Here is a 25,976-nt window from a genome sequence, read left to right as displayed (position 1 = left end):
CCATGACAGAGCTGACCCTTCCCTTGCGCGGTCTCATTGCGCGTCCGCTTCGCACCCTGCTCACGGTTCTCGGCATCGCCTTGGCGGTGGCGGGGTTTGTGGCACTGACCGGCCTGACCGCTGGCGTCCAGCACTCGTTTGCATCGGGAATCGATGAGAACGGTGCGGATTTGGTGGTAAGCCAGCGCAGCGCGTTCAACCTGGTGAGCAGCACCGTACCTACGTCGCTGGGCCCGGCGCTTTCGGGGGTGCCAAACGTCGAGGCCGTGTCAGGCGTTCTCCTGAACATCACCACTGCTGACGACGCCGCGAACATTGTCATGGCCGGCTGGCCGAGCGGCAGCTTCCTGTGGAAGGACATACACCTCCTGGCGGGACGCATCCCTGCATCGGGGGACCAGTGGTCCGTGATCCTTGGCGAGTCGATCGCCAGCGCATTGGACAAACGGGTCGGTGATACTGTCGAGCTCCAGTTCCAGCCCTATACGGTTGTCGGCATCGCGTCGTTCTCGTCCATACTGAACCAGAACAGCGCGATCGTTCCGCTCGAAGGGCTGCAGCAACTCCTGTCGCGGGAGGACGTGTTTACCTTGTTCGAGGTGAGGCTGAAGCGCCCGCTCGACAAGAACGATATCGCTGTTGCCCGAACCAGGCTCGTCACAGCCGCGCCGGGGTTCGAGGTCGGCGACACCGAGCAGTTCGCCAGCAGCATCCGCGTCTTCGATCTGCTTCAGGCGATTGCCCGGACAATTTCACTGGTTGTCATGGTGATGGCCTGTGTCGCCATTGCCAATACACTTCTGATGGCCGTGAATGAACGGACGTTCGAGATTGGAGTTCTCGCAGCGCTTGGCTGGTCGCCGCGGCGGATTCTTCGGCTCATTCTCATCGAAGGCGTGATCATGAGCGCAGCCGGCGGGGTAATCGGGATCATTCTCGGCGCCCTGACAATGGAAATGGCGGCGAAGACAAAGTTCGCGGCGGGTCTGATCGTGCCTTACCTGTCAGGCTGGTCGATCGCGCAGGCGCTGATCTTCGTCTTCATCGCTGGCCCCCTCGGCGCGCTCTATCCGGCCTGGCGCGCCACGCGCCTTCTCCCCGCTGACGCGCTCCGCAGGATCTGACGCCGGCGCGTTTGAGACCGCCCGCGCGCGGCTCTACTGGTCCGAAAACCTGACGCTCACGCCGCGCTGCCGAAAATAAGCCTGCATCAGCTTGCGGCCCGAGCGGTTGTTCTGCGCCAATCTGCTGGGATCGAATACCGCCTGTTTTATCCCCTCTCGCGTCAGCGCGGCCTTGAGCGCTGCGATATGTGCGTCGATGTCGGCATTGTCCGCTCTGAGCGAGGCATAGATACTTTCGGTCGCCTCGGCCACGTTCAGTTCGCTCACTGGTGTCGTCCTTTGGTTGTTCGGGCGGCGGCTTAGCACAGATTCGCGGCTCCGCCGATACCGATGAGACCGCCAGTGCACAGCGCCCGGGCAGGTATTTGGTCGGCGACAACAATGTTGCTTGGAACTTGCAACGGCAGATGTCAATGAATTCGCGACCGTAGTATTCGGGGGCGAAGCCCGGTGCATTCGCCTATCTCAGGGCGATCGCAAACCTGCAGTTCTCAAAAGGCAATAGCAGTGGTGTTCCCACCTGCGACGACGTGGTCGTGAAAGGGGAAAACAGCTCTTTATTGGGCTTCGCATAGTTCGAGCGGCAATCCATCCGGGTCGCGGAAAAAGGTAAACCGTTGACTCGTGTATGGGTCGATCCTGATTGGCTCAACGGCAACGCCGGCGGCCTCCAGGCGCATAATGACGAGATCGAGATTCGCCACGGCGAATGCCAGATGCCGCAGACCTGTCGCCTCTGGATACGACGGCCGCATCGCTGGGGTGGGGAAGGAGAACAATTCCAACTGGGCGGAACCGATTCGCAAGTCGGCCTTCCATGACTGCCGTTCTTCCCGATAGACCTCCCGGATCAGATCGAGGCCGAGGAGTTCGACGTAGAAACGTCGCGACCGGTCGTAGTCAGTGCAGATTAGCGCGACGTGGTGAATGGCGTTCAGCATGCTCCGAACTCTAGCCACGCCGGGCTTTGGGGCCAAGATCACCGCCGGGTACGGCGCCACTTTGTTGGTGTCGCCGTTCGCAAGGGTCGCCTCGTCCCGCCGATCTTATTCTTGCGCCGCCAGTCAGCACCCAAATCGCGCACTGGTCCGTATCGTCCCTCTTCGTTCGTTCTCGTATGATGTGGCGGCCCGAACGCTCCGCGGCAAGCAGCTCTACAGGACCTCGAAAAGCCCTGCCGCCCCCATGCCTCCACCCACACACATGGAGACCACGACGTACCGCACGCCGCGCCGCTTGCCTTCAAGAAGGGCGTGGCCAACCATTCTTGCGCCGGACATGCCATAGGGATGGCCGATCGAAATCGCGCCGCCATTGACGTTGAGCCGTTCGTCGGGGATGCCCAGCCGGTCGCGACAATAAAGCACCTGCACGGCGAAGGCCTCATTGATCTCCCAGAGACCGATGTCGTCCGGCGAGAGCCCGAAGCGTCCAAGCAGGCGCGGCACGGCAAAGACCGGACCGATGCCCATTTCGTCCGGTTTGGTGCCGGCCACGGCCATGCCGACATACCGCCCGAGCGGGCTGAGGCCGCGTCGCTCCGCCAGGCGCGCCTCCATGACAACGCAAGCCGAGGCGCCATCGGAAAGCTGGCTGGCATTCCCGGCCGTGACCGTACCGCCGGGCATCACCGGCGTTAGCGCGGCAAGTCCTGCGAGCGTCGTGTCGGGCCTCATCCCCTCGTCCCGGTCGAGAGCGACTTCGTGAAAGGTGACCTCCTTGCTGGTCTTGTCCACTTTCTTCATCGTCGTCTTCACAGGCACGATCTCGGCGTCGAACCGCCCGGCATCCTGAGCTGCCGCGGTGCGTTGCTGCGAGCCGAGCGCATAGAGGTCGCAGGCATCGCGCGCGATGCCGTAGCGCCGCGCGACGACCTCCGCGGTCTCGAGCATCGGCATGTACGCATCAGGATGCATCGCGGCCAGCGCCGGGTCGGGAGTGGTTCGTAGTTCGGGCGTCTGGACAAGCGAGATCGATTCCACCCCGCCGGCAACGATGATGTCCATCCGATCGACGATGATCTGCTTGGCCGCCGTGGCGATGGTCACCAAGCCGGACGAACATTGCCGGTCCATCGTCATGCCCGGCACCGATACGGGGAAGCCAGCACGCAATGCCGCCATCCGGCCGATCGTCTGCTGCACACCCTGCGGCAAGGAGCAGCCCAGCACGCAATCCTCGACCTCCTCGGGCGCGACGCCGGCGCGTTGGGCAGCCGCGGTGAGGGCGTGGGCCGCAAGCGTGGGCGACGGCGTATGGTTGAACGCACCGCGATAGGCGCGTCCGATCGGCGTCCGCGCCGTCGATACGATGACCGCGTCGCGCATCAACGCTGCCTCGCAATTGACGGGGCTGCCGCCTCGGCGCTGGCAAGTTCGTGCTCGGCCTGGGTGAAACCGTAGTCAGGGACGATCTCGCCGGCGCGCTCGGATATCGCATCCCAATTGCGGATTACTTCCTCGCCGGCGTCTTCGCCGGCGCCGATATGGAGGCCGTGCGTGAGGGTGACATTCGCCCGGGCGAAATGGCCCGCGCCGGCGCACAGGATCGCATGAGTGGGAGCGTCCTCACCGACGAGCGCCAGCAATCCGGGGCTGACCAGCGCCGGATCGAGCAAGCTCAGGTGTCTTTCGGACAGCAAGCCATCCGTCATCTGCGTTGCGGCCGTCGGAGCCAGGCAATTGACCCGAATACCGTATTTGTCGCCCTCGATCGCCAGGGTCTGCATCAGTCCGACCAGCGCCATCTTGGCGGCGCCGTAGTTCGCCTGGCCGAAATTGCCGTAAAGCCCGGACGAGGACGTGGTCATCACGATCCGGCCATGGCGCTGCTCGCGCATGATGTCCCATACCGCCTTGGTGCAGATCACCGCTCCCATCAGATGGACATCGATCAACAGACGGAAGTCCTCGAGGCTCATCTTCGCGAAGCTCTTGTCACGCAATATGCCAGCGTTGTTGATCAGGATGTCTACGCGGCCCCAATGCTCAATCGTCCGCGCGATCATTGCTGCGACGGCGGCCTCGTCGGTCACCGACGCGGCGATGGCAACGGCGTCATGACCCGCGGCGGCTATTTCTGTCGCGACGCGGTTGGCCGCCTCATACGACACATCGTTGACGACCACCTTGGCCCCTTGGCGCGCGAGGAAAAGGGCATGGGCGCGCCCAAGCCCTCCTCCCGCACCGGTGATGATCGCAATTCTTCCCTTTACGGACATTCGGCTGCAACCTCTGATCTGACTGGAACTGCCGCCGGTGTGCTCGGCGGTTGGGGGCTCTCGAAGAGACTTGGTAAGCCGTCACATCAACCGCTGCCGTACTCGGCTCGCAGTCGGATCTTGTCGATCTTGCCGGTGGCGGCAAGGGGCATGCGTGGCAGGCGATAGATCGCATCAGGAATCCACCAGGACGCGACATGCCCGTGCAGGCAAGCCAGCAGGTCTTCATCGCTGATCACCTGCGCCTCGCGCATCTCGATCAACAAGATCGGGCGCTCACCCCATTTCGGATCCGGCCGACCAATCACCGCCGCGAGCCCGACCTCCGGGAGAGAGCCGATCACCGCCTCGATCTCGGCCGGGTTGATCCATTCGCCGCCGGATTTGATCAGGTCCTTGACGCGGCCCGTGATGACAAGATTGCCCTGTTCGTCGATGCGCGCGAGATCGCCTGTCGCAAACCAGCCATCCGCGTCGCTCGCCCTGTCCTGTTCTCCAAAATAGCGTTCAACGACTGCAGCGCCGCGTACGCGCAGCTGCCCTTCGACACCGCGCTGCCCGGGCAACGCCTGTCCATCGGCGTCGGTGAGCAACAGATCGACGCCGATGGCAGGGCGGCCGGAGAGCGCCGCTTGCGATCGCTCGAAAAGCGGCGCCACCGTACCGGAGGGGGAGAGCTCGGTCATTCCCCAACTTGTCTGCACTTTCACCCCGAGGCGGCTTTCGATCCGCTCCATCAGTGCCGGCGCGATCGGGGCTCCTCCGACGGTAATGCGCTTGAGCGTTGGCATGGTTATGCCGGTTGCTTCGGCATGCTCGACGAGGCCCAGCCAGACTGTCGGAACGCCTACCGCCATTGTCACCTCTTCCTCCACAATCAGGCGGGCCAGACTGGCGCCGTCCATCTTGCGTCCCGGCAAAACCAGCTTGCCGCCCACTGCCGGCACCGCGAATGGAAGGCCCCAGGCGTTGGCATGAAACATCGGCACGACGGCAAGCACGCTATCGGCACCCGAGATCGCCATCACATCGGCCTGCAACAGCCGCAGCGTGTGGAGAAAGCTCGAGCGATGCGTATAGGTGACGCCTTTGGGGGCACCGGTCGTGCCCGAAGTGAAACAGAGCCCGCAGGGCGACGTCTCCTCGAAATCGCCCCAGGTCGCCTCGCCCCGCGACTGGGCGATCAGCAGGTCGAGCGAGCAAAGCGGCGCTTCGACGACGAAGTCGCTTTCCCCGTCGATCACCCAGATCCGCTCGATCGCTGTTGCGGCACCGACGATTTCAGCGCCCAGGGGCAGGAGATCCGCACTTACGATCAGGATGCGCGCCTTGGACATGCTTGCCATGGCGGCGAGTTGGCCGCCTGTCAGCCGCGGATTGAGTGTGTGGCAGACAGCGCCCATGCCCATGCAGGCGTACCAGACCTCGATATGAGCCTGGGTGTTCCAGGCGAGTGTCGCGATCCGGTCCCCGGCGCCTATGCCGAAGCTCTGCAGCACCGCCGAGATCCGCAAGCTGCGATCCTTCAACGCGGAATATCCAATTCGATCGGATTTGCCGTCCGCGCGTCCGGTCACCACCTGCGCTTGAGGATGCCATTTGGCGGCGTGCTCGAGAAACTTCTCGAGCGTCAAGGCGAAAGGCTGGACAGTGCCGTCTATCATCGAGACCTCGCCGGGCAGCTGGCCACGACCTGTCGATGGTCGCACTCTCGGCGTGCGAGCGTCAGCCTAAAATTCACTATCGAGCCAGTTAATAACATGCATTGACCTATCAAATGGACTGTCCCGCTCTGCCGCGTCTCACCAGACCGCGACTCGCTCAGTGGATCGCGGCATTGAGGATACTGGCGGCGCTTGCCTCGGCCCTTGAGAACTCGGCGGCAATCGTGCCGCTCTTGGCGACCAAAATCCGGTCGCAGGTCTCCAGAATTTCCGGCAGATATGACGATATCAAAATGACGCCGGCACCGCTGTCGGCAAAGCTGCGGATGATCTGACGTATCTCGGCGATTGCCCCGACATCCACGCCGCGCGTCGGCTCGTCGAAGATGACCAGCTTCGGCTTCTGAATGAGGGATTTGGCAATGACCACCTTCTGTTGGTTGCCGCCGGAAAGATACAAAACCGGTCGTTCGACGCCGATGCTGCGGATCGAGAGCCTATCCACCCATTCCCGCGCCAAGGTTCGCATCTTCGCCCGTGGCGCAAGGAAGCGACGACCTCCGAACTTGGCCAGCCAACCCAGGCCGATGTTTTCCGCCACGCTCAGCGTGTCGAAGAAACCGTCGAGCTTGCGGTCTTCACTGATGTAGGCGATGCCGTCAGCGACCGCCTGGGCCGGGAGGCCGTAGCGGACTTCGCGACCGTCAAGCCAGATACGACCGCCGCCGAAATTGCGCTTTGTGTGTCCCATGATGACCTTGGCGACTTCACTCCTGCCCGACCCGATCAAACCCGCCAAGCCTGTGATCTCACCAGGGAAGATCGAGAACGACATGTTGTTGACAATGCTGCCCATGCGAATGTTCTCCACGCGCAGCACCGGCAGGGCGGACCGCGGCGGGCGCCTTGCCGCCGGGACCTTCTCCTGCTCGATCAACTCATCGCCGATCATGTGATGGATGAGCGTGCCGCGATTGAAATCGGCGGCCGGCCCGGTGGTCATCATGCGTCCGTTTCGCAGAACGGAGATTCTATCCGCATAGCTCAGGGCCTCTTCCAGGGCATGCGATATGAAAATGATCGCCACACCGTTTCGCTGCAGGGACTTCATCAGGTCGAACAGATGATCGGTTTCCTCAGGGGTCAGAGCCGCTGTCGGTTCGTCGAGGATGATCACCCTCGCCTGGTTGTGCACCGCGCGGGCGATCTCGACCATCTGCCGTTTGGCAGCCGAGAGCGTGCCTGCAAGCTGCGCGGGATCGACCTTGAAGTTCAGCCGCTGCAGAACTTGCCGGGCGGCACTGCGCACCCGCCGCACGGAATTGAACATTTGCTCGCGGCCGAGGAAAATGTTCTGGGCGACCGTGAGTTGCGGCACCAGGCTGGTCTCCTGATAGACCATCGAAATCCCATGCCCGCTCGCATCCTTCGGCGAAGAGAACAGAACGGTCTGGCCGTCGATCTTAAGGATGCCCTCGGAGGGTGCGATCACGCCGGCGATCAGCTTGCAAAGCGTCGACTTGCCCGCGCCGTTCTCTCCAACAAGCGCGTGAATTTCGCCCGGCATCAAATCAAAGGTCGCGTCGGCCAGCGCGGCGGTGGTGCCGTAAGTCTTGGTGACATTCTCGAGGCTGACGATCGGCTGGGCCGTCATGGCACGCTCCCGGAACCAAGGTTGAGGATTTCGCCGCTGGCCCGGCTGATGGCCATCAGATCGCCATTCCACGAACAGACATCGCAAATCGCATGCCGGCTTCCGTTGGCGCGCGAATGCGCGGAGGCGATCGGCATCAGGTTCCCGTCCAGTTCGATCACCAGCCCATATGAAAACGAAGGCGCCCAAGGTTTTACGTCACCGAAAAGGCGGGCTGCACCCAGCTCGATCGGGAAGTCATGGCTGATTTCCGGTGTCGCACGCGGCGAGATCCAATAGCGCGGGTCGAGATTGGCCTTCATGTCCGACACGAACACTGGCTCGGTCTTCAGGAATTCGATCAAGGGATCGCGCCTTGACAGGCAGGCCATCACGTATCCGGTATCGGTCTTGCGAATGCGCCCCAGGTACCCGGGATAGCCAGACTGGAGAATGCGGCCTGAAAGGTCGACGATGCTGGCGCGGTCGAGTTCGGAGAGGATGAGGCCGCCCGCGAAGTCGTGGGTAATGCCCATCGGGCAGTGCAATGCGCGCGCAACGACGCGCGGTTCCTTGAAGCGGCCGATCACCGCGACTCGTCCGCGTGCCACCTCGTCCCATGGCGCGATGGACAACACGTTTTGATCGTCGCGGTAGCCGTTGTCGACGACAGCGATCTCGTCCCCGGAAAGAAAGGCGCAATCGCCCACCGAGACGAGGTCTGACGGCACGGACCAGCCGTCGACAGGTTGCCCGCTCTGGTCCATGACCGCGATCGCACCACCTTGCAGGCCGACCGCGACAAGGCCGTCGGCGTTGCTCGATAGTGCTGACACTGGTTGGTCGAACCGCGCCCAGTCTTCGGGCGCTTCACCCCATCGGCGCAGGCGATGGATCTGGTTGCCGGAGCTGAACAGCAGATGTCCTTCGGCTGATATGGACATTGCTTCCGGCTTCTCCGCATGGATGGCCATCGCCTCGTCCAGCCGGTTGTTGGGGCCAAGAACCCCCTCCAGCGTCATTCCGGGAGCCTCGGTGACCTTGCGTGCGAAGAGCATCAGCGGTCTCTCCCCCAATAACTTGCGGGCCCGGTCCACTGTACATCGGCACCATCGAGGACAAGGCGGCCGATCTTGTCGTTGGTGACGCCGCCGAGAAACAGCGAGCCTTCGTGCTCGCGCATCGATGTGATCATGTAGAGAGGCCCGTTGGAGGCGTCCCACAGCGCGTCGACTATCTTGCCGAGCCCGTCGATCTTGAGCACGCCTCCGATGTTGAGGTTGCCGAAGAGCCAGTTTGTCGGCGGCACGCGCCTCGTCATGCGCCGTCGCAGGCCTGGGTGTTTCAGCACCTGGTCGAAGAGCGGATTGCGCATCCCGGCGAGCGCTACCCAGTAGCCGCCATCTGACGCCCGGTTGATGTTGTCGGGATAACCAGGCAGACCTTTCAGAAAGACGCGCGGCCCCTCCGACAGCTTGGCGAGATCAAAGATCAGGATCGAGCAGCTCCACGTGCTGGCGACCAGCAGGTGCTTGCCGTCATGGGTCAGGCAGACACCGTTTGGAAACACCAGATTGTCGCACACAGTACGGGTCTTGCGGGACTTCGGATCATAGCTGAGAAGGCGGCCGTTGGGGCGCCCCTCCAGCAGATCCAGCCCCCAATTGTCTATGTCATAACGCTTGGTTGCGTCGGTGAAGTAGATCGTGCCATCGGGCCCGATATCCAGGTCATCGGCCATATGGATTGCGGTGTCGTCCTGGACACTGAAGAGGCTGCGCGTCGTTTCGTCCGTCAACAGTTCGACATCGCCTGCCATCGTGACGCGTATCAGGCCCATTCCGGCAACGCAGGTGACGATCCGCCCTTCCCGGTCGAACGCCAGTCCAAGCGGACGGCCGCCGATCTTGGCCAGCACGCTTACCTCCGAATACGTCGGCGCGGCGATCTTCAGGATGCAGCCATTGCGGTTGCCGCAATAGAGGTTCCCCTGCGCGTCGAGAATGACATCCTCAGGTCCGTCAACGCGCCCGGACGCCAGGATTTCCGCGCCCTTGAGCCGGGGCGCAATCTCGCTTGGCATCAGTCCGCGCATGCCTTCCACAGGCCCGGCATCGAGCGCGACCGGATCGAGATAGGTCGAGGCCAGCAGGCGGTGCCGGTTCTTTCGGAATCTGACATCGATGGTCAAGATCACCATGATGATGGCGCCCATGCAAAGCTGGACGAAATCGCCGCGGAAACCTGCGTTGATCATCGCATTGTTCAGGAGGTAGATCGTCGTAAACCCGATGAGCACCGTCACTGGCGAACCCTTGCCGGGCACGAAGCCGCCAAGGCCGACCACAAGGGCCGTCAGCGCAAAAAATTCCATGCCGATGCCAGTGTCGGCGACGCTGATGCTGTTTTGACGGGCCGCAAACAGAAAACCCGCCAGCCCTACGATAAGTCCCGCCAGCAGGTAGGCAAGGAAAATGGTCGTCCTGACAGGGATGCCACCGTGGCGCGCCGCCTTGCGGTTCCCACCCACGGCAAGGATATGCCAGCCGAAGCGAAGCTGGCGAAACATGACGAAGACCAGTACCGACACGACGATCAGACACCAGGCGCCGATCGGCACGCTCAGGAATTTCTCGAACCCGATCCAGTCCCACAGATCGTCGGTTCGGCTGCTTGTCGAGATTTCGACGAGTTCAGCCTGTGCGGCGAGCGCAAAGAACGCCCTGACGGTTATCATGGTGCCGAGCGTCGTCAACAGCGCGCCACAGCCGAGCAGGCCAGCGACGATCCCATTGGCAGTGCCGACCAACCCTCCGGCCGCAAGCGTGAGCACCAAGACAGCGGGAACCGGCAGGTTGAGAATGTGGAAGCAATAGAGCGCCACGAAGGCCGACATTGCGAAGTTGGATCCGACCGAGAGGTCGATGCCGCCAACCGCGACAACGATGAGCAGCGCCAGGACGACGAGCCCGCCATCGGCGGCATATTGCGCGAGATTCTGCAGATTGGCCGGCGAGAAGTAGCCATCCGTCGTCAGCGCGATCCCGGTGAGCACGAACAGCAGGGACAGGAACGGAATCGTGCTCTCGATCCACCCCTTGGCCAGGACGTCCGCAAGAATGCGCCGCGGCGAAACGACGAACAGGGGCACGCGCTGCTTCGGCAGGCTGGCGAAGGCGATCTCGGCAGGCATGATGCGTTCCAGGCGAAGGGGACGAGCGGGGCTCGGAGAGCCCCGCGGGTGATGCTGTGACGGTGACTGGCTGCGGCTCACATTTTCCAGCACAGGCCGGGATCATATGTGGGGCCGGCCTTGATGATCTTGAGCGGCGATTCTGCAGTAAGCATGGAACCATCCGTCGCCGCGGCACCTTGCAACAGGAGGTCGACCATCGTGGCTGCATCGCGGCCCTGGCCATCGGCGTCGTAGCTCCACACGCGATCGAGAATCTTGTCCTCGACCGCCTTGCAGGTGACGCTATCACCACCACCCGTTGCGTAGACCAGCACCTTGTCTTCAAGCCCGGCGTCCTTGACGGCATGGCCGGCGCCCATCGTATGAACGTCCCAATGGCCGAAGATGGCGCACAGGTCAGGATGCTGTTGCAGCACGGTTGCCGTGATCTGGCGGGCCTTCTCCGGCTCCCAGTCCGACGCCTGGTTGGAGACGACCTGGATCTCGGGATGATCCTTGAACACCTTGAAGGCGGCATCATTCATCATGACGCTGTCAGCAGCGGTCAACTGTCCGGGGATGATGGCCACCTTGCCCGACTTGCCGCTGCCGGCGCCGCATTCCTTGACGATATCCTCTGCGACATCGTGGCCAATGCGGGTCCGGTTGGCGCCAACGAATGCGGAGGACGGCTGGTTGGACTGCAGGTTAAGCTGCAGCACCTTGATACCGGCGGCCTCGGCCTGTTTGATCTGACGGGCCAACAGCTGAACCGTCGGGTTATGGACGACCAGAACATCAGGCTTTTCACTGATCGCCTTGGCCAGAAGTTCGGCCATGGCGCCGCTGTTGAAGGCGGGATCGCGGATTTCGAGCGTGTAGCCATGCAACGCCGCATCCTCCTTCATGCGGCGCGCCCACCCTTCGGTCAGCGAAATACCCATGGCGATCGGTATGAAGATCACCTTCTTGCCGGTGAGGTCATTGCCGGCCGAGGTCGATCCAGTTGAACCGAGTGCTGCGGTTGCAGCGATCAGAAAAGCCATAGCGGTGGTTCGGATGCGATTCCCAATTCTGTAGACCATGTTCTCCTCCTTGGTTTTGATTGTCAGTCTTAAAGATCGCCAACGGTGTCGGTTTCGGTGTCCCTGGGGTTGAGATAGTTATCGATGACGATTGCCAGGATCAGGACCAGCCCCCTGAGGGCATCCTGCATCTGTGTGGTGAAGTTCATGAGCGTCATCCCATTGCGCAGGATGGCGATGAGCGCTGCTCCGACCAGGATGTTCTTGAGGCCGCCGCGGCCACCTCGAAGCGGTATGCCGCCGAGCACCACGACCAGGATCACGTCAAACAGCAGCGTCCCGTTCGAGACAGTCCGGAAATCGACCGCACCGCTGGCCGCCGAGGTGACAAGACCGGCGAGAAGTGCGGTGACGGCGGCAAAGACATAAACGACCACGGTGGTCGTTCTCACCGGCAGGCCGGTCAGGCGGGCAGCCTGATAATTGTCGCCCATGGCGTAGATGATGCGCCCGGCCGTCGAGTAGCTCAGCAGCGCCCAGGTCGCCAAAAGGGTGGCGATCATCAAAGCAACGGGGACCGTTACACCCGGCAGGATGTTTCCTGACAGGAAGAGCACTGCGGGGTTCGATTTCGGCAGCAGCAGGATGAATTCGCCACGCAGGATCGCAAACCGAAACAGGCCGGTGATGCACATGGCTGACGCCAATGTCGCCAGCATGGCTGGAATGCCCACATAGGCGATCAGAAAAGCGTTCACAAATCCGACCAGGACCATGGCGGCGACCGCCACCAGCAGCGCGAACGCGGCTGGACTGCCATTGGTAACCAGGATGCTGAAGATGGTCGCCCCCGACACCATCTGGGCGATCAGGGACAGATCCAACCCCCTCGATATGATCACGACAGCCATGCCGCAGCTCAGCATGACGAGGGAAGTGGAATTGGACAGGATGACCAGCAGGTTTCCAGCGGTCGCAAATCCGTCGATGAACAGCGAGAACAAGACCACCAGAGCAAAGGTCACGACGAGCACGACGCGCTCAAGCATGCCGGCCTCGCGGCTGCCCAACAAATTCCCGAAAACGGTCTCAGTCATGGCAGGCACCGTCCGACGCGTTGACGGCCTGACATGCGGGGCGGAACGCGTCGGTGGGGTGCATGGCGCAGCCCACACGGGTGACGCTCGCAATCCTTGCTTTGCGTTGCATGTCCTCTCCTCCCGGACGAAGCTGTAGCAAAGATTATATTCACTAACAAGATAGCGAATATCATTTCGCAGGCGTGGTGCTCGGCATCGGCCGCGGTTGCGGCAAGCGGCCTCGGCCAAGTGGCCGGCCGTCGCGCTGATGGCCATTTCAGGAGGATTTCGAGACGAGCGGTCCACTTCCACGCACGATACCGCGCGAGAGCAAGTGCTCAACGGGCTGCCCCCGGCATGACAAAGACGATGCCGGTCTTAGCCCGAGATTGCGCCGGGACAGGGTCCGCCCAGGGTGTCTGCTTGCCGGCGACAACGGTCAGCCTTTGCGCGTCGTCCCTGGCTTTTCGCGCGTCGCCCCCGCCTTCACGCAGATGGACCGGATGCCCGCCGCCATGAACGTCGCCATGCGTTCCTTTACCGCCATGAAGTCGTCCGATCGGCACAGTCCGCCGGACAGCTTGTCGATGCGGCCGGTTCGCGCCAGCGTGAGCATCAGCGCCCCGGTGACGAAATGATACCCCCAGAAGATGTCTTCTTCAGCGCATCCGGGAAGCGCTTTCTTGAGCAGATCAATCAGTCTCAGCACGACGGGATCGAAATGCTTGTCCATCAGTTCGGCGCCCCATTGCGGCGTGTTCGCCACCTGCGCACCCAGGGCAGCGTAATTCCTCCAACCCTCGTCGCCTTCTATGTAGAGGTCGAGATCGGTGTCGAGAAATGCGTGCAACGCGCCCTCCACCGTGGGCTTGCCATTCATTGCATGGTCGTAGTCGGCAAGCGCCTTCATCCGCCGGTCACTGGTGACCGCGGCCCTGCGGGCAAAGACAGCATCAAAAAGCATCTTCTTGTCGGTGAAGTAGTAGTTGATCAGCGTATGGTGCACACCGACGGCTCGAGCGACGTCCTTCAACGCGACGCCATGGAGCCCATGCTTTGAGAACAGATATTCGGCGGTGTCGAGAATCTGCTCGATCGTCTCGGCTCGCTGCTCTGCTTTCGTAGCACGCTTTCGCCTTGCGCCGCTTTCCTGAGACAAGCTGATTACCTTTCCAATTCATCGTCGAGTGGATAGCGCCAGTCGAGCAACGTGCCTGGACGCCAGAACCTTTCCACTGGCAATTGACGCCACCAGCGTCTATTTCCCGTGCCTCGGAGCGGCCCTGGAAATCCGACGCGTTTTAAAGAATTAATCAATGCGTCGCACAAGTCAATCTTCACTATCTGGATAGTGAGTCACATGCTTGTGCTTCGGGACCAGAGGAGGCTCGGGCGCTGGGTTTACGCCGGTAGCCGTATCCTGCTGCCCGCATCTCTTACAATTTGACGATCTCCGTCACGCAGTGGACGTAGTCCATCCGGTGTCCTTCAGGTGCTCGCGCAACTTCAGCTTCGTAAGCGCCGTAAAGTTCGTCAACGATTGCGGAACGGTCGTGCGCGGAGCGCGAACTGTCGAGCGCGTTTGCGAAAACGGTCTCGGACCATGAGCGGAGCGTTGGCACATACGCCTTGGCGAATGCCTCTGCGTCGTGATGGCTCCGAAACGCCTCGGCGTAGGGACAGGGTGTCACTATGGTGAACATTGTCTCCATCCTTAATCCGGCCTGCGACACCGAGGAAGCAGGGTCGCGGAATGGCGCGCCGAACTCCTCCGGTGTCTTGTAGAATTGCTGGAACGTCGCGTTGACGTATTCCGTCTCGCTGATCCGCCCGGCCCGAAGCAGATCGCGCCAAAGGCGCGCGAAGGTATCGAACATGTCGATCCCTGTCGTATGTCCGAGATAGCGCCCGGCTTCGTCGACGCAGAAGTTGGCAAGGGCGAGCCTTCCGCCGGACCGCAACTCGCGCGCCCTGGCAAGCAGGACCGTCTCCCAGTCGCGAAGGGCCTGGGCGCGAAATTGCTCGCGCTCGACATTGGTTGCGCCAACCGCCTGGACATGGTCGGCGATCATGCAAGGTCGTTTGCTGATCCAGTGCATCGCCGTGGCGGAGAAGCCGAACGACAAGGAATTGTCCGGCAGGATCTGGCGATAGAAACTGGTTCCGCTACCGAAGATGTAGAGACCGGGAGTTTCGGCCAGCGGCACCTCCGTAGAGGTTCCAAGAAGTCCCTGGCTCAGCCGGAACAGGGTCGAGAAATCATTGTGGGGCAGGTCCGTATAGGTGATCGATATCGCTCTTTCCGGTTCTGCTTCCCGAATGGCGCCAACCAGCCGCCGCATCATGTCCATTGAGGTGCCCCCGTCCGCGGCACCGAAATCGGCTATCGCAAACGGTAGGCCGTCAGCCAGTCGCGGCATCTTGGCGACAGCCTTGACGACGAGATCGCCGACCTTGTCAATTACGTTCTTGGCTCCCGCGGTATTCGCCGAGTAATAACCCGCTCCGCGCATGGCAATCTTTTGGCCGTCGGCTGCGTTCATTGCCTTGTTCTCCTATTCATCGTCCACACGGACCCCGCCGGCGCCGCGGACGCGCGACCGTTCGCTTTCCGGCACGTAGGTTCGCACAGCAAAGGAATTCAGCGCGGTAAGCGTCTGCTGGTCGACCGCTCCGCGCCGGCCCGCGACCGGCTGCCAGATATCAACGCTTCGTTCGATGACGACATCGGCCCGGGATGTCCGCAGTCCCACCGGATGCGCCAAGCGCATCTTCGAGCGACGCAGCATGGCGTCGAGCCAGATCGGCAGGCCGACATCGAAGATCGTGAGCGGCATCACGCCCGCTGGGGGCGGATCGTCGAGCAGCAGGGCCGCCGTTCGGATGGGACAGAGCGGCCTTCCGGTAGCGACATCAGCCTCGCCGTTGCGCCAGCGTGCCACGCGAGCAAGATCCGGTGGCTGGAAGAAGTGCGCATTCTCGACCAGGCTCAGCATGGCAAAGCCCCAGCCTCCGTCTTCGACCGCGATCCGGCGCGCCGCCCGTCCGATCTCCTCGGCCTGCCCCCATGAAAATCCCGCGCCGCGCGCCGCCTTGGTGCTGAGCGTTTCCACCTCGTTGAGCGACATGTCGATCACGCGGCTTCTCCGTCCGGCGCCGTCGAGGCGACATCCTCGATCAGGGGCTCGCCGCCGAAGAGGGCGATCCGCAGCCAGCGGTCCGAGCGGGGATCGAAACTGCGCGCACCGAAAAACGCAAGCTTGGCTCGCAATATGTCGACGGGCCGCAAATCCGCGGCGATCAGATTGTCGTGAATCTCGGCATAGGGAAAACTGGCAACGATCTGGGCGCGCCGCACGGCATGGCGCCACTCTGGCCGGCGAAGGAGAAACTCCGCGACACGGCTTGAGGCTGGCCCTTGCGCCAGCGCGGCGGCAAGGTTGATCGCATCGCGCGCCGTGGCGAGCGGCTGTTCGAGTTCAGCTCCATCTTCCTCGAAGCGTTCGCCAAGCCTGGGCTCGAGCTTCTCCGCCGAAACATACCAGAAGCGCGCGTTGGCGGCCGGCCCGGCGAAATCGATACTTGTCGCCCAGGAATAACAATCCAGAATCGCCTGCCGAAGAGTACCGCAACTCATGCTGCCGTCGATGGCATGGCCGGGCGTCTCGTCGGCCTTCATCGTCTCGCCCAGCTCATCGATCAAGGCGCCGTGCGGCTCGAGGATCAGCGCAACGCAGGCCTCCTGTCCCTCCAGGGAAAACTGTTCTTCCGCGAAGCGATAGAGCGCATCCCATGGGCGAGGCTTCGTCAGAAGATGATCGAGGTTTTCCGCCAGCGTATCGAGATCGTCGGCCAATGACCGGGTTGCGGCGGATTGACGGATGTCGTCGCTGTGCCAGCGGGCAACGCGCTGGCGCAAGTCGGCGAGAGCTCCCGAAAAGGCCTTTCGTTCCGCCTCGCCGGCGTGCGGTTCAGCGCGAACCCGCGCCAGCGCGGTTTCGCGGGCCAGGAACCAGCTGTGCGTCAGCAGCGGATGGCGAACGAGGAAGGGGGCCATGCCCAGGCCCGTCGCGTTTCCCACGCCGAGCGCCCGGCGCAAATCCGGCGCCAGCCTTGCCGCGCCGGTCGGATTGCGACGATGGGCAATGTGATCAACCAGATCGAGGGTGAAGGACCGGATCAGCCAGATCGTGAGCATCTCGGCCTGGAATGATCCGGAAAGCTCTGGTCGCGACGCGATCTCGTCGCGATCGGCGATGCCGAACTTGCCGTTGCCGTAGACCGCCGTCGTGCGCAGCAAGTAGCCGACACCAAGCAATTGCTCCTCGACCGGCTGTCGTCCTTGTGCCAGCGCCGCGGCTACCGCCTCGAACAGCCTCACGCTCTTGTTTGCCCGCGCCAGCACCAGCTCGCGGTTCGTGAAGCGTCCCGCCTCCTGCAAGGGCGCATTTTCCTCCAGCCGGGCGATTTCGGCCGCATCCGGCAATCCGTCATAAAGGACGTAGCTCGTGTCCCAGGCCTGTGCGATCACTCGGTCGGAGCGCTTGTCATCGTCCAGCGGCGTCGAGAACGCGACCAGGCTGTAGATCCTTCCTGGTGTCTCGACCGCATAAACCGCTCGTCCGAATCCATGGTCGTCCAGCTCGAACCGTTCCTTCCGCACACGCCATCGCTCCTTGGCGGCGCGCCGGATCAACTGGCGCAGAAAGCTGAGGCGCGTCGGATGCGCCGCGCCGAGCCGTTGCAGGCGCATGACGACCTGGGGCGGGCGCAGCGCGATTGCCGTCATGCGGCAAGACCGGCGAGCTTTTCGAGGGTGGCAAGCGTTTCCGACGCCACCTCGATGCCTTCCCTGGAGCTGCGCTCGCGCGCGGCAAAGCGCCTAGTTCCGGGAAGCCTTGTGTCGCCGACGAAGGCGCCGGCAACGGTCTCAAGCGTTGCCGCGAACGCACCCGCGGAGGTGGCGTCGGGCGCAACTGCCAGGAAGAACTGGCCAGTCCCCGGAGGACCTCCGGCGGTGCCGGAGAAGGGGCTGGCGACAACCCCTGGGTTTGCTCCAGTCAGGCATGCGGCGAAGATCTCCACCAGCAGCGCCGACCCGACGCCCTTGTAGCCGCCCGCCGGCGCCATCGTGCCCTTCAACGCCACGCTGGCGTCGGTGGTTGTCTCGCCGCTTTCGTCGAGGGCCCAGCCGGACGGAATCGGCTCGCCCGCGCGGGCCCGTTTGATGACTTCGCTCTTGGCAACCACGCTCGCGCTCTGATCGATGACGAACCGCGCGCCGCCTCGTCCGTCCGGGACAGCCAGCGACCAGGGGTTTGTGCCGACGACCGCCTTGCGGCCACCCCAGGGTGCGATCGAGGCCGGCGCGTTGGTAAATCCCAACCCGACCAGGCCGGCCTGCGCGATGCGTTCGGTGTGATAGCCCAGCGCGCCGCAATTGTAGGAGTTGCGGATGGCGAGGGCCGCGACACCTTGCGAGCGGGCCGCTTCGACCAGCGGCGGCAGGCCGGTGGATATGGCGGCGTGGGCAAAGCCGTTGCCGGCATCGACGGCGAGAACCGCCGCGGCCGGCCGCGTCAGGCGTGGCTCGGCCAGACCCAGGACTTTGCCGCAGGCCAGATGTTCGCAATAGGTGGGCAGATACATCAGACCGTGCGACTTCAGGCCGTCGCGTTCGGCCGCTGCGACGCCCGCGGCCAGGGCCCGGGCCTGCAGTTCGCTTGCGCCGTGGCGCATCAGCGCGCTGCAGACGAGCGTTTCGATCCGAGCTTGCGTCAGACGTTTCATCCCGTCGTCCACCAATCATGCCGCGGCATAGCCGAATTCTCCTTCGCTCGCCTGTGTCTGGAGGCGAATGCATTCGACGAACCGCCGTGCCGCGGGTTGCAGATTTCTGCCCGCCTTGGCGATCCAGCCGACCGTCCGGCTTGAACGCGGATCGGCAAGTGGCACGAAGCGCACCGCGTGACTGCATTTCCAGCGGCAAAGTCGGGGCAGGATCGTGACGCCGAGCCCTGCCTCCACCATCGCCAGGTTGGAGCTCACATTGGTCGCGGTGAGCCTGGAGCTCGCGGCAAGCGCCTCGGTCTGCGCAATGCCAAGTGCCGCGGCTGCGCCATTGTGGATGAAGCTCTCGCCATCAAGCTGCGACCATTTCAACGGACGCTTCGATTTTGCCAGATGATGATCGACGGGGCAGACGAAATCGAGCGGCTCATGAAACAGTGGCTCGAAACTGAGCTGCGGCCTCTTCGTTGCGAGCACACACAGGCCGACCTCCACCATGCCGTTTTCGACCGCCTCGACGATGGCGTTGGAATCGCTGTCGCGAACGTGAATGTCGAACTTGCTGCCCTCGGCGCGAAGCTGGGCTATCGCTCGCGGCAGCAAGGTCACCGCCACGGATGGCACGCTTGCGACGTCGCAGCGACCCTGCCGGTCCGCCGCATAGCTGGTCATCGCCAGGCAGGCGCGATCGTAGTGGGCGATCATGGCGCGCGCCTCGTCCAGGACGATGCGGCCCACCGGCGAGAGCGCGCCCTTGCGCTCGCTCTCGAACAATGGCGCGCCGATGTCGTCCTCAAGCTGTTTGAGAGTCATCGACACGGCAGACGGCGTGCGGCCGATGCGATCCGCGGCGGCACGCACGCCTCCTGTTTCGCAGACCGCGACGAAGCTTCGCATGCCGGTGAGGCTTATGGTTTTGCTCACTGTTAAGCTTGCCTGAACATTTGTGCCAAAAATTGAGCTTGATTGAAGTTCACCGCATTGGTTAGGTCGTTGTCAACCGAATTGATGCAGGTCGAACACGATGCTGAACGGTCAGAACTTCGTTGCGGGGGAGTGGCGCGACGGCGCCGATTGGGTGGAGGACAGCAATCCGTCGGACGTGACCGACATCGTGGGGCGCTTTGCCCGGGCTCGCCCTTCCGACATCCACGACGCCGTGTCGGCGGCCCAGGGCGCGCAGGCGCAGTGGGCAGCCGCTGGGCTCGAAGCGAGGGCGGCGGTTCTGGATGCCATCGGGCGTGAATTGATGGCGCGCTCGAAGGAGCTTGGCGAATTGCTTTCCCGCGAGGAGGGCAAGATTCTGGCCGAGGGCGTCGGCGAGGTCTATCGAGCCGGACAATTCTTCACCTATTTCGCCGCCGAGGCGCTGCGCAATCTCGGCTCTTCGGGCGATTCCGTCCGGGCCGGCGTCGATGTCCTGATCGAGCGTGAGCCTCTCGGCGTCGTCGCGATCATATCGCCCTGGAACTTTCCCATCGCCACGGCGTCCTGGAAGATCGCGCCGGCACTGGCTTTCGGCAATGCGGTGGTCTGGAAGCCCGCCAGCGTCACCCCGGCCAGCGCCTGGGCTCTGACCGAGATCATCAGCCGGCAGGCAATCCCGAAAGGCCTGTTCAACCTCGTGATGGGACCGGGATCGGCGATCGGTCGCGAACTCGCCGCGAGTGCCGACATACAGGGCCTGAGCTTCACCGGCTCCGGCGCCGTCGGGTCGGGTATCGCGGCATTGGCTGCCGCGCGGTTTGTGAAGCTTCAGCTCGAAATGGGGTCGAAGAATCCGTTCGTGATAATGGACGACGCGGACCTCGACTGCGCGGTCGATCTCGCCGTGAACGGCGCCTTTGGCGGTTCGGGCCAGAAGTGCACGGCGGCGTCCCGCCTGATCGTCCATCGACCGGTCCACGACGCCTTCGTCGAGAAACTGCTGGCGAAAACAAAGGCCTTGAAGGTCGGCCATGCCCTGGAGCCCGGTATCCAGATGGGGCCGGTCGTCAGCGCCGGGCAACTGGCCGCCAACCTCGACTATGTGGCGCTCGGCAAAAGCGAGGGTGCCGAGCTTGCGACGGGGGGCGAAGCGCTCGATCGGGCGCATCGGGGCCACTACATGGCACCCACTGTCTTCCTGAACGGACGCTCGCGCATGCGGATCAACCAGGAGGAGATGTTCGCGCCGATAACCTGCGTCATTGCCGCTGGGGATCTCGACGAGGCCATCTTCCTCGCCAACGACACTCCCTATGGGCTGACCGCGGGTATCGCCACGCGCTCCTTGGGGCGCGCCACGAAATTCCGCCACGCGTCGCGCTCCGGCTGCGTCATGGTCAACCTTGCGACCGCCGGCACCGATTATCATGTGCCGTTCGGCGGCGTTCGCGCCTCCAGCTACGGCCCGCGTGAGCAGGGGCGCGCGGCGGTCGAGTTCTACACCCAGGTGAAGACGTCCTACATCCATGCGGGCACGGCCGAATGACCGCCGCTTCCGATGCACCTCAGGTGCGCATTGACGGGCTGCAATACTGCAACTGGTCGCGCGAGATTTTTCGAGAGATGCGCCAGGGCGGGTTGACCGCGGTCCACGCCACGGTCGGCTACCATGAAGGCTTCCGCGAGACGGTGCGGCACCTGGTGGATTGGCGAACACGCTTTCGCGACAACGAGGACCTCATCCTGTTGGCGCGCGACAGCGGCGACATCGAGCGTGCCCGCGCCACGAACCGAACGGCGATTTTTCTCGGGCTGCAGAACCCAATGCCGATCGAAGACGACATTGGCCTGATCGAAATGCTCTTCGATCTCGGCATCCGCTTCATGCAGCTCACCTACAACAATCAGTCCCTGCTGGGCTGCGGCTGGATGGAAAAGGAGGACAGCGGCGTAACGCGGATGGGGCGTGAGGCGATCGCCGAAATGAACCGGCTTGGCATGATCATAGATCTGTCGCACGCGGGTGAGCGAACGGCTCTGGAAGCGATCTCGCTTTCGCAACGGCCGGTGGTGATCAGCCACGCCAATCCTCGCTGGCTCTGCGACAGCAACCGCAATGTTTCCAGGACCGTCCTGCAGGCGCTCCGCCAACAGCAGGGATTGCTCGGCCTTTCGCTCTATCCGCTGCATCTTCCGAACGGCTCGGACACGACGCTGAGACAATTTGGGGAAATGGCCGCGGAAGCCGCTCAGATCATGGGAGCGGAGCATCTCGGCATCGGCTCGGATCTTTGCCAGGGCCAACCTGACAGCGTTGTGCGCTGGATGCGCGAGGGCCGCTGGACCCGCCAGGCACAGGCGGCCGCAAGCTTCCCGCCGCAACCTTCCTGGTTCGGATCGAACCTCGATTTTCCCAAGGTTTCGGAAGGCCTTCGTTCGGCGGGCTTCGGTGAAGCTGAAACCTCTTTCGTACTCGGCGCCGCTTGGCATCGTTTCATAACGGTTAGCCTGCCTTCTGCGGTGTGACAGGTGACCTTCAAGCCGAGCTTTCCAGAACAGTCTTTATGCCTCGGCGTCGTTGTCGGAGTTCCGGAGCTTGGGTACAGACTGGTACTTGCTGGCCAAAGACCATGCGCTCACGGCGTAGGGATTTCGAGAAGCTGACCGGCTGATGGAGTTGCCTGAGACTGTGTCCTTCACTGGTCTAGATGCTTCCTTGATCACTGCCTGACGAACACGCCCGTGTAGGTCTGGCCGGCAAGCGTATAGGTTCCGGCCAAGGTTCCATCGGGCAGCATCACAAGACTGACGTCGGCGCCATTCGGCAGGCGCCCAAGCTTCAATGTCTTCCCCGCAATTCTTCCCGCGCCGGCGGCCTCTCCCGGATTGTTATCGCCCAGATTCCCCCAGGCAAAGGTGACTGTCACTTCGCCATTCGGAGAAATCGTCTGCACAGCGACCTTGGCTTCATACGTCCCCTCCAATCGTCCAGCCCAGATACCCGAAAATGCGGCGTACCTTGTCGGGACGCCCTTCGCAGGGGGAGTGATCGTCACGGATTGATCCATGAGCGCCGAGCCCGAAGGAATTGCGCCGGGATTCAAGGCGGGCTGAGGAGGAACGGTAACAGGATCTGACGCGGGAGCGCCCGTTTGGGGCACTGCAGGAGCCGACTGGCAGGCGGCCAGGGCAAGCGCCACGAAACCCAGCATCGTGTTCCTCATAGAATTCTCCACCTTGTTCGCGAGCTATCAGCGGGCAGCAGACCCACCTAATCGCACGTCATTCTACGCCGCCGCCCTATGCAATGCGTATAGCGTTTTGCATCCGCACCCGACTGCGTTTCAGACCAGTCAGCCTGCTTAGGAAGGAGTCCGATGCTGAGTCCACCGAGGTGTGAATGTGGGGTGGAGGGACAATCCGCCGACTGTTTGTAACAGCCTGCAGCGCCCTACTCCCACTCGATTCTTCTGAAGCATCATAACGCATTGATTCATCGAGGAAAATCGTCCCCTGACGACGAAGAACCATATCCCGAATCCGTCAGAAATTCTCGCTCTTGAATTTAAAGGAGAATTTCGGCGACCTGCCGGGCGTCAGTCGCTCGATATGGACAGCCCCGCGAGAAGCGGAGCGTACGCGGCGAGCCTGCGGGATACGAACTCCGTGAAGAGCCGCACGCGCTTCGTCTTGCGTGTCTCCCCCTGTGTGAGAAGCCAGAGCGTTCCGTACATGTGCAGGTCGGTGCCCGGCACCCTCACCAGCAGGGGGTCGGCATCTCCGGCGAAGCACGGCAGTGTCGTGATCCCGAGCCCTTGCCGTACAGCAACGATCTGCGCCTCGGCATCCGTGGCCCTGAATGGAACCCCCGTGGTGCGAACCTCACCTTCGCTGGCCCAATCCGGAATTCCATGAATGCTTATGACGATCCACCGGAAGGGATCAGGCGCGCCCGCACGCCATGCGGCCAGTCGATCGCAGGACATGTAGACGCCGCCGAACAGCTCCGGTCCCTTCAGGCCGTGAAGATTGAGCGGCAGGGTTTTGCGGTCGTAGACGACGCGGATCGCCACGTCGGCCTCTCGGTTGGTCAGATTTGCCAGCTCACCGGACGACAAGATTTCCATCTCTATGTCCGGATGCAGACGCGCGAAATCGGCGAAGTCCGGCATGAGCAGGTGTGTCGCGAGGGTCGGAGCCAACGTCACCCGCAGAAGCCCGCGCACGCTCTGGTCGCGCCCGAAGACGCGCGTCTCCAGCAGGTGTGACGACGCTTCCATCTGGTTCGCGAGCTCGAGGACCTCCTCGCCCGCAGCCGTCAGGCGGTAGCCCGAAGGCAGCTTTTCGAACATCTGCGCCCCGAGGCGTTCCTCGAGCTGTGCGATGCGTCGCAGCACGGTCGAGTGATACACCCCGAGGCGCTCGGCGGCAGCCCGCACTGAGCCCCCGCGCGCCACGGCAAGAAAGTAGCGAATGTCATCCCAATCGATCATGGTGCAATCCTGCACCGCGCGGTGCGCCTTCCAAAATCCCCTATGCAACGCATCGTACAGCAGTACGGGCGGTCATCAAAGCTTATGTCGACGAGCCCGGCCCAATTCCGACCGACGGACACCGATCGTCCCAGCTGGCGTCAGTCGACTGGCCGGATCAATTTTGCACCACCGATGTGCGCGCTTCCGCACTCAACAACTGATGCCGGCGGAGCCATTTCGAGGGTCTCGGGGCCAGATGCTGTCCCGACACCACGACAGGAGAAGGTATGGGAAAGCTTGAAGGTAAGGTTGCAGTCATCACGGGTGGTACCTCCGGTATGGCGCTTGAGACGGCGAAACTATTCGTCGAGGAAGGGGCCTATGTGTTCATCACCGGCCGGCGGCAGGAGGTCCTCGACGAGGCGGTGAAGGCGATTGGCCGCAACGTGACCGGCGTGCGCGCCGACTCCGCCAACCTGGCGGACCTCGACCGGCTCTACGAGAAGGTGAAATCCACAAAGGGCCACATCGACATCATCTTCGCCAGCGCCGGCGGCGGAGAAGTCGACAAGCCGATAGGGTTGATCTCGGAGCAGTTGGTCGACGATACGCTCAATCTCAACGTCCGCGGTACGCTGTTCACCGTCCAAAAGGCGCTACCCCTGATGCGCGATGGCGGCTCGATCATCCTCAACGCCTCGAATTCGCACCTCAAGGGATATGGTGGAGCAAGCGTGTACGCGGGTGCCAAGGCGGCGGTCAGGTCGTTCGCGCGAAGCTGGGCGAACGACTTGAAGGGCCGAAAGATCCGGGTGAACAGCATTAGCCCGGGAGCGATCGGCGACACGGCTGCCTTCGCCGGAATTGCCAAAGAGTTGACGGACTTCTTCGTCTCGCTGGTTCCGTTGGGACGCTTTGGGCTTTCCAAGGAGATCGCGGCCGCGGTCCTCTATCTCGCCTCGGACGACAGTCGCTTCACGACGGCCATCGATCTCGTTGTCGACGGGGGCATGTCGCAGGTCTGACCCCGACACCGTCCCGCGGTTGGCCCTCCATTCGCGGGATCACCAGGTGCGGAGCCTAGAGCGCTGACGCTGCTCGTTCCCAGGCGTGCACGCTGAACTTGATCGATTGGGCGAGCAACCTGACCAACGTTCGCTTTGCGAACCTTAGTTTTAACAAGGATTGGAGAAGTATTATGAGCTATGCGATTGTAGGATTCGGTGCGGTAGGCCAGGCTCTCGCCCACGCCTTCGCCCGTAAAAACATCAAGGTGGCCGTCGCGAGCCGCCGGCCGCCCGAGGCGTTGGCGCCGCAGGCTCGGGCGATTGGACCCACGGTCGTCGCCAAGTCGCTGCGGGATGCACTCGAGGCCGACACAATCATCCTGGCGGTCCCGTTCGGGGAGCATCGCGAGGTCGCCAAGGCCCTGCCAAACTGGAAAGGCAAGACGGTCATCGACGCGATGAACGCGTTGGTTCCCCTTGAGGAGCTGGACGGCCTCCCGTCCTCCGCCTTCGTTGCGAAGTCATTCACCGGCGCCAGGTTCGTGAAGGGTTTCAATCACCTGGTTGCGGCCATCCTGGCTACCGATCCGGCCGTCGAGGGCGGCCACCGGGTAGTCTTTCTGTCGAGCGACGACGAGGACGCGATCGCTCCCGTGGCGGCCTTGGCCAAACAACTCGGGTTCGCACCCGTCAAGCTGGGAAAGCTCAGCGAAGGTGGCGCGCTGGTGCACGCACGCGGCCGCACCTGGGGCCAGCTCATCTTCCAGGATTTGTTCAAGAGGGAGCAGTAATCGATCTACGGCCGCGTGATCGATGCCGAGAACCGGTCGCGCGCGCTAACGTCTTCGAGCAGCGCG

The 25,976-nt window shown here is 62.8% G+C and carries 23 protein-coding genes; 5 read left to right on the top strand and 18 right to left on the bottom strand.

What is annotated here, in order from left to right:
• Positions 1-2 precede the first annotated feature (2 nt).
• Positions 3-1,124 (top strand): ABC transporter permease, encoded by a 1,122-nt coding sequence (locus OOJ09_RS00330; RefSeq protein WP_269903275.1) that lies wholly within the window; start codon positions 3-5, stop codon positions 1,122-1,124.
• A gap of 33 nt (positions 1,125-1,157) precedes the next feature.
• Here the strand turns inward: OOJ09_RS00330 and OOJ09_RS00325 are convergent, their stop codons facing one another.
• From OOJ09_RS00325 to OOJ09_RS00250, 16 genes are all read right to left on the bottom strand, one after another.
• Positions 1,158-1,391, bottom strand: a complete 234-nt coding sequence (locus OOJ09_RS00325; protein ID WP_269903274.1) for a hypothetical protein — start codon at positions 1,389-1,391, stop codon at positions 1,158-1,160.
• 290 nt (positions 1,392-1,681) lie between these two features.
• Positions 1,682-2,065, bottom strand: a complete 384-nt coding sequence (locus tag OOJ09_RS00320; RefSeq protein WP_269903273.1) for a VOC family protein — start codon at positions 2,063-2,065, stop codon at positions 1,682-1,684.
• A gap of 213 nt (positions 2,066-2,278) precedes the next feature.
• The gene (locus OOJ09_RS00315) at positions 2,279-3,451 is read right to left on the bottom strand and encodes an acetyl-CoA C-acyltransferase (protein WP_269903272.1); all 1,173 of its coding nucleotides are present in this window, start codon (positions 3,449-3,451) and stop codon (positions 2,279-2,281) included.
• On the bottom strand, positions 3,451-4,344 hold the full coding sequence (locus tag OOJ09_RS00310; RefSeq protein WP_269903271.1) for an SDR family NAD(P)-dependent oxidoreductase: 894 nt from the start codon (positions 4,342-4,344) through the stop codon (positions 3,451-3,453). The genes OOJ09_RS00315 and OOJ09_RS00310 overlap by 1 nt, the downstream gene beginning before the upstream one ends.
• An 86-nt stretch (positions 4,345-4,430) precedes the next feature.
• Complete coding sequence (locus tag OOJ09_RS00305) at positions 4,431-5,978, bottom strand: AMP-binding protein (RefSeq protein WP_269903270.1); 1,548 nt, start codon at positions 5,976-5,978, stop codon at positions 4,431-4,433.
• A 187-nt stretch (positions 5,979-6,165) separates the two neighbouring features.
• The gene (locus OOJ09_RS00300; RefSeq protein WP_269904032.1) at positions 6,166-7,662 is read right to left on the bottom strand and encodes a sugar ABC transporter ATP-binding protein; all 1,497 of its coding nucleotides are present in this window, start codon (positions 7,660-7,662) and stop codon (positions 6,166-6,168) included.
• Positions 7,659-8,699, bottom strand: coding sequence for a hypothetical protein (locus OOJ09_RS00295; protein ID WP_269903269.1), 1,041 nt, complete (start codon positions 8,697-8,699; stop codon positions 7,659-7,661). The genes OOJ09_RS00300 and OOJ09_RS00295 overlap by 4 nt, the downstream gene beginning before the upstream one ends.
• Positions 8,699-10,834: an ABC transporter permease gene (locus OOJ09_RS00290; protein WP_269903268.1), complete on the bottom strand. Its 2,136-nt coding sequence runs from the start codon at positions 10,832-10,834 to the stop codon at positions 8,699-8,701. The genes OOJ09_RS00295 and OOJ09_RS00290 overlap by 1 nt, the downstream gene beginning before the upstream one ends.
• 77 nt (positions 10,835-10,911) lie before the next feature.
• Positions 10,912-11,862: a sugar ABC transporter substrate-binding protein gene (locus OOJ09_RS00285; RefSeq protein ID WP_269903267.1), complete on the bottom strand. Its 951-nt coding sequence runs from the start codon at positions 11,860-11,862 to the stop codon at positions 10,912-10,914.
• Positions 11,863-11,930: 68 nt separating this feature from the next.
• Complete coding sequence (locus OOJ09_RS00280) at positions 11,931-12,938, bottom strand: ABC transporter permease (protein WP_269903266.1); 1,008 nt, start codon at positions 12,936-12,938, stop codon at positions 11,931-11,933.
• 421 nt (positions 12,939-13,359) lie between these two features.
• Entirely contained in the window at positions 13,360-14,079 is a 720-nt protein-coding gene (locus OOJ09_RS00275) for a TetR/AcrR family transcriptional regulator (RefSeq protein ID WP_269903265.1), read from the bottom strand.
• A gap of 277 nt (positions 14,080-14,356) precedes the next feature.
• The gene (locus tag OOJ09_RS00270; RefSeq protein ID WP_269903264.1) at positions 14,357-15,463 is read right to left on the bottom strand and encodes an SAM-dependent methyltransferase; all 1,107 of its coding nucleotides are present in this window, start codon (positions 15,461-15,463) and stop codon (positions 14,357-14,359) included.
• Positions 15,464-15,475: 12 nt separating this feature from the next.
• Positions 15,476-16,048 carry a DUF3726 domain-containing protein gene (locus OOJ09_RS00265; RefSeq protein WP_269904031.1) on the bottom strand — a complete coding sequence of 191 codons (573 nt, stop codon included), beginning with the start codon at positions 16,046-16,048 and terminating at the stop codon, positions 15,476-15,478.
• A gap of 5 nt (positions 16,049-16,053) precedes the next feature.
• Entirely contained in the window at positions 16,054-17,709 is a 1,656-nt protein-coding gene (locus OOJ09_RS00260; protein WP_269903263.1) for a hypothetical protein, read from the bottom strand.
• Positions 17,706-18,710 carry an Ldh family oxidoreductase gene (locus tag OOJ09_RS00255; RefSeq protein WP_269903262.1) on the bottom strand — a complete coding sequence of 335 codons (1,005 nt, stop codon included), beginning with the start codon at positions 18,708-18,710 and terminating at the stop codon, positions 17,706-17,708. Before OOJ09_RS00255 ends, OOJ09_RS00260 begins: the two co-directional genes overlap by 4 nt.
• Before the next feature lie 15 nt (positions 18,711-18,725).
• Positions 18,726-19,634, bottom strand: coding sequence for a LysR family transcriptional regulator (locus tag OOJ09_RS00250; RefSeq protein ID WP_269903261.1), 909 nt, complete (start codon positions 19,632-19,634; stop codon positions 18,726-18,728).
• A 100-nt stretch (positions 19,635-19,734) separates the two neighbouring features.
• Between OOJ09_RS00250 and OOJ09_RS00245 the strand changes: the two genes are divergently transcribed.
• Entirely contained in the window at positions 19,735-21,183 is a 1,449-nt protein-coding gene (locus OOJ09_RS00245) for an aldehyde dehydrogenase family protein (protein ID WP_269903260.1), read from the top strand.
• A complete protein-coding gene (locus OOJ09_RS00240; RefSeq protein WP_269903259.1) occupies positions 21,180-22,163 on the top strand; it encodes a membrane dipeptidase in 984 nt (327 codons plus the stop codon). Before OOJ09_RS00245 ends, OOJ09_RS00240 begins: the two co-directional genes overlap by 4 nt.
• 194 nt (positions 22,164-22,357) lie before the next feature.
• Here OOJ09_RS00240 and OOJ09_RS00235 read toward each other — a convergent pair whose 3' ends face one another.
• Positions 22,358-22,861, bottom strand: a complete 504-nt coding sequence (locus OOJ09_RS00235) for a hypothetical protein (protein ID WP_269903258.1) — start codon at positions 22,859-22,861, stop codon at positions 22,358-22,360.
• Positions 22,862-23,233: 372 nt separating this feature from the next.
• Positions 23,234-24,130 (bottom strand): LysR family transcriptional regulator, encoded by an 897-nt coding sequence (locus OOJ09_RS00230; RefSeq protein ID WP_269903257.1) that lies wholly within the window; start codon positions 24,128-24,130, stop codon positions 23,234-23,236.
• A 269-nt stretch (positions 24,131-24,399) separates the two neighbouring features.
• Here OOJ09_RS00230 and OOJ09_RS00225 point away from each other — a divergent pair, with 269 nt between their 5' ends.
• Together OOJ09_RS00225 and OOJ09_RS00220 are read left to right on the top strand one after the other, a co-directional pair.
• Positions 24,400-25,137 (top strand): SDR family NAD(P)-dependent oxidoreductase, encoded by a 738-nt coding sequence (locus OOJ09_RS00225; protein WP_269903256.1) that lies wholly within the window; start codon positions 24,400-24,402, stop codon positions 25,135-25,137.
• A 173-nt stretch (positions 25,138-25,310) separates the two neighbouring features.
• Positions 25,311-25,910: an NADPH-dependent F420 reductase gene (locus OOJ09_RS00220; protein WP_269903255.1), complete on the top strand. Its 600-nt coding sequence runs from the start codon at positions 25,311-25,313 to the stop codon at positions 25,908-25,910.
• Positions 25,911-25,976: the final 66 nt, after the last annotated feature.

This window comes from Mesorhizobium qingshengii (genome assembly GCF_027563465.1).
GTDB classification, from domain to species: domain Bacteria; phylum Pseudomonadota; class Alphaproteobacteria; order Rhizobiales; family Rhizobiaceae; genus Mesorhizobium; species Mesorhizobium qingshengii_A.
Note: the sequence above shows the minus strand (reverse complement) of the source record. Positions and strands in the feature narration are given on the sequence as shown.

Coding starts and splice junctions, on each gene's coding strand:
- OOJ09_RS00330 (WP_269903275.1), top strand. CDS start 3: ATGACAGAGCTGACCCTTCCCTTGCGCGGTCTCATTGCGCGTCCGCTT.
- OOJ09_RS00320 (WP_269903273.1), bottom strand. CDS start 2,065: ATGCTGAACGCCATTCACCACGTCGCGCTAATCTGCACTGACTACGAC.
- OOJ09_RS00315 (WP_269903272.1), bottom strand. CDS start 3,451: ATGCGCGACGCGGTCATCGTATCGACGGCGCGGACGCCGATCGGACGC.
- OOJ09_RS00310 (WP_269903271.1), bottom strand. CDS start 4,344: ATGTCCGTAAAGGGAAGAATTGCGATCATCACCGGTGCGGGAGGAGGG.
- OOJ09_RS00300 (WP_269904032.1), bottom strand. CDS start 7,662: ATGACGGCCCAGCCGATCGTCAGCCTCGAGAATGTCACCAAGACTTAC.
- OOJ09_RS00295 (WP_269903269.1), bottom strand. CDS start 8,699: ATGCTCTTCGCACGCAAGGTCACCGAGGCTCCCGGAATGACGCTGGAG.
- OOJ09_RS00290 (WP_269903268.1), bottom strand. CDS start 10,834: ATGCCTGCCGAGATCGCCTTCGCCAGCCTGCCGAAGCAGCGCGTGCCC.
- OOJ09_RS00285 (WP_269903267.1), bottom strand. CDS start 11,862: ATGGCTTTTCTGATCGCTGCAACCGCAGCACTCGGTTCAACTGGATCG.
- OOJ09_RS00280 (WP_269903266.1), bottom strand. CDS start 12,938: ATGACTGAGACCGTTTTCGGGAATTTGTTGGGCAGCCGCGAGGCCGGC.
- OOJ09_RS00270 (WP_269903264.1), bottom strand. CDS start 15,463: ATGAACGCAGCCGACGGCCAAAAGATTGCCATGCGCGGAGCGGGTTAT.
- OOJ09_RS00265 (WP_269904031.1), bottom strand. CDS start 16,048: ATGTCGCTCAACGAGGTGGAAACGCTCAGCACCAAGGCGGCGCGCGGC.
- OOJ09_RS00260 (WP_269903263.1), bottom strand. CDS start 17,709: ATGACGGCAATCGCGCTGCGCCCGCCCCAGGTCGTCATGCGCCTGCAA.
- OOJ09_RS00255 (WP_269903262.1), bottom strand. CDS start 18,710: ATGAAACGTCTGACGCAAGCTCGGATCGAAACGCTCGTCTGCAGCGCG.
- OOJ09_RS00245 (WP_269903260.1), top strand. CDS start 19,735: ATGCTGAACGGTCAGAACTTCGTTGCGGGGGAGTGGCGCGACGGCGCC.
- OOJ09_RS00240 (WP_269903259.1), top strand. CDS start 21,180: ATGACCGCCGCTTCCGATGCACCTCAGGTGCGCATTGACGGGCTGCAA.
- OOJ09_RS00235 (WP_269903258.1), bottom strand. CDS start 22,861: ATGAGGAACACGATGCTGGGTTTCGTGGCGCTTGCCCTGGCCGCCTGC.
- OOJ09_RS00230 (WP_269903257.1), bottom strand. CDS start 24,130: ATGATCGATTGGGATGACATTCGCTACTTTCTTGCCGTGGCGCGCGGG.
- OOJ09_RS00225 (WP_269903256.1), top strand. CDS start 24,400: ATGGGAAAGCTTGAAGGTAAGGTTGCAGTCATCACGGGTGGTACCTCC.
- OOJ09_RS00220 (WP_269903255.1), top strand. CDS start 25,311: ATGAGCTATGCGATTGTAGGATTCGGTGCGGTAGGCCAGGCTCTCGCC.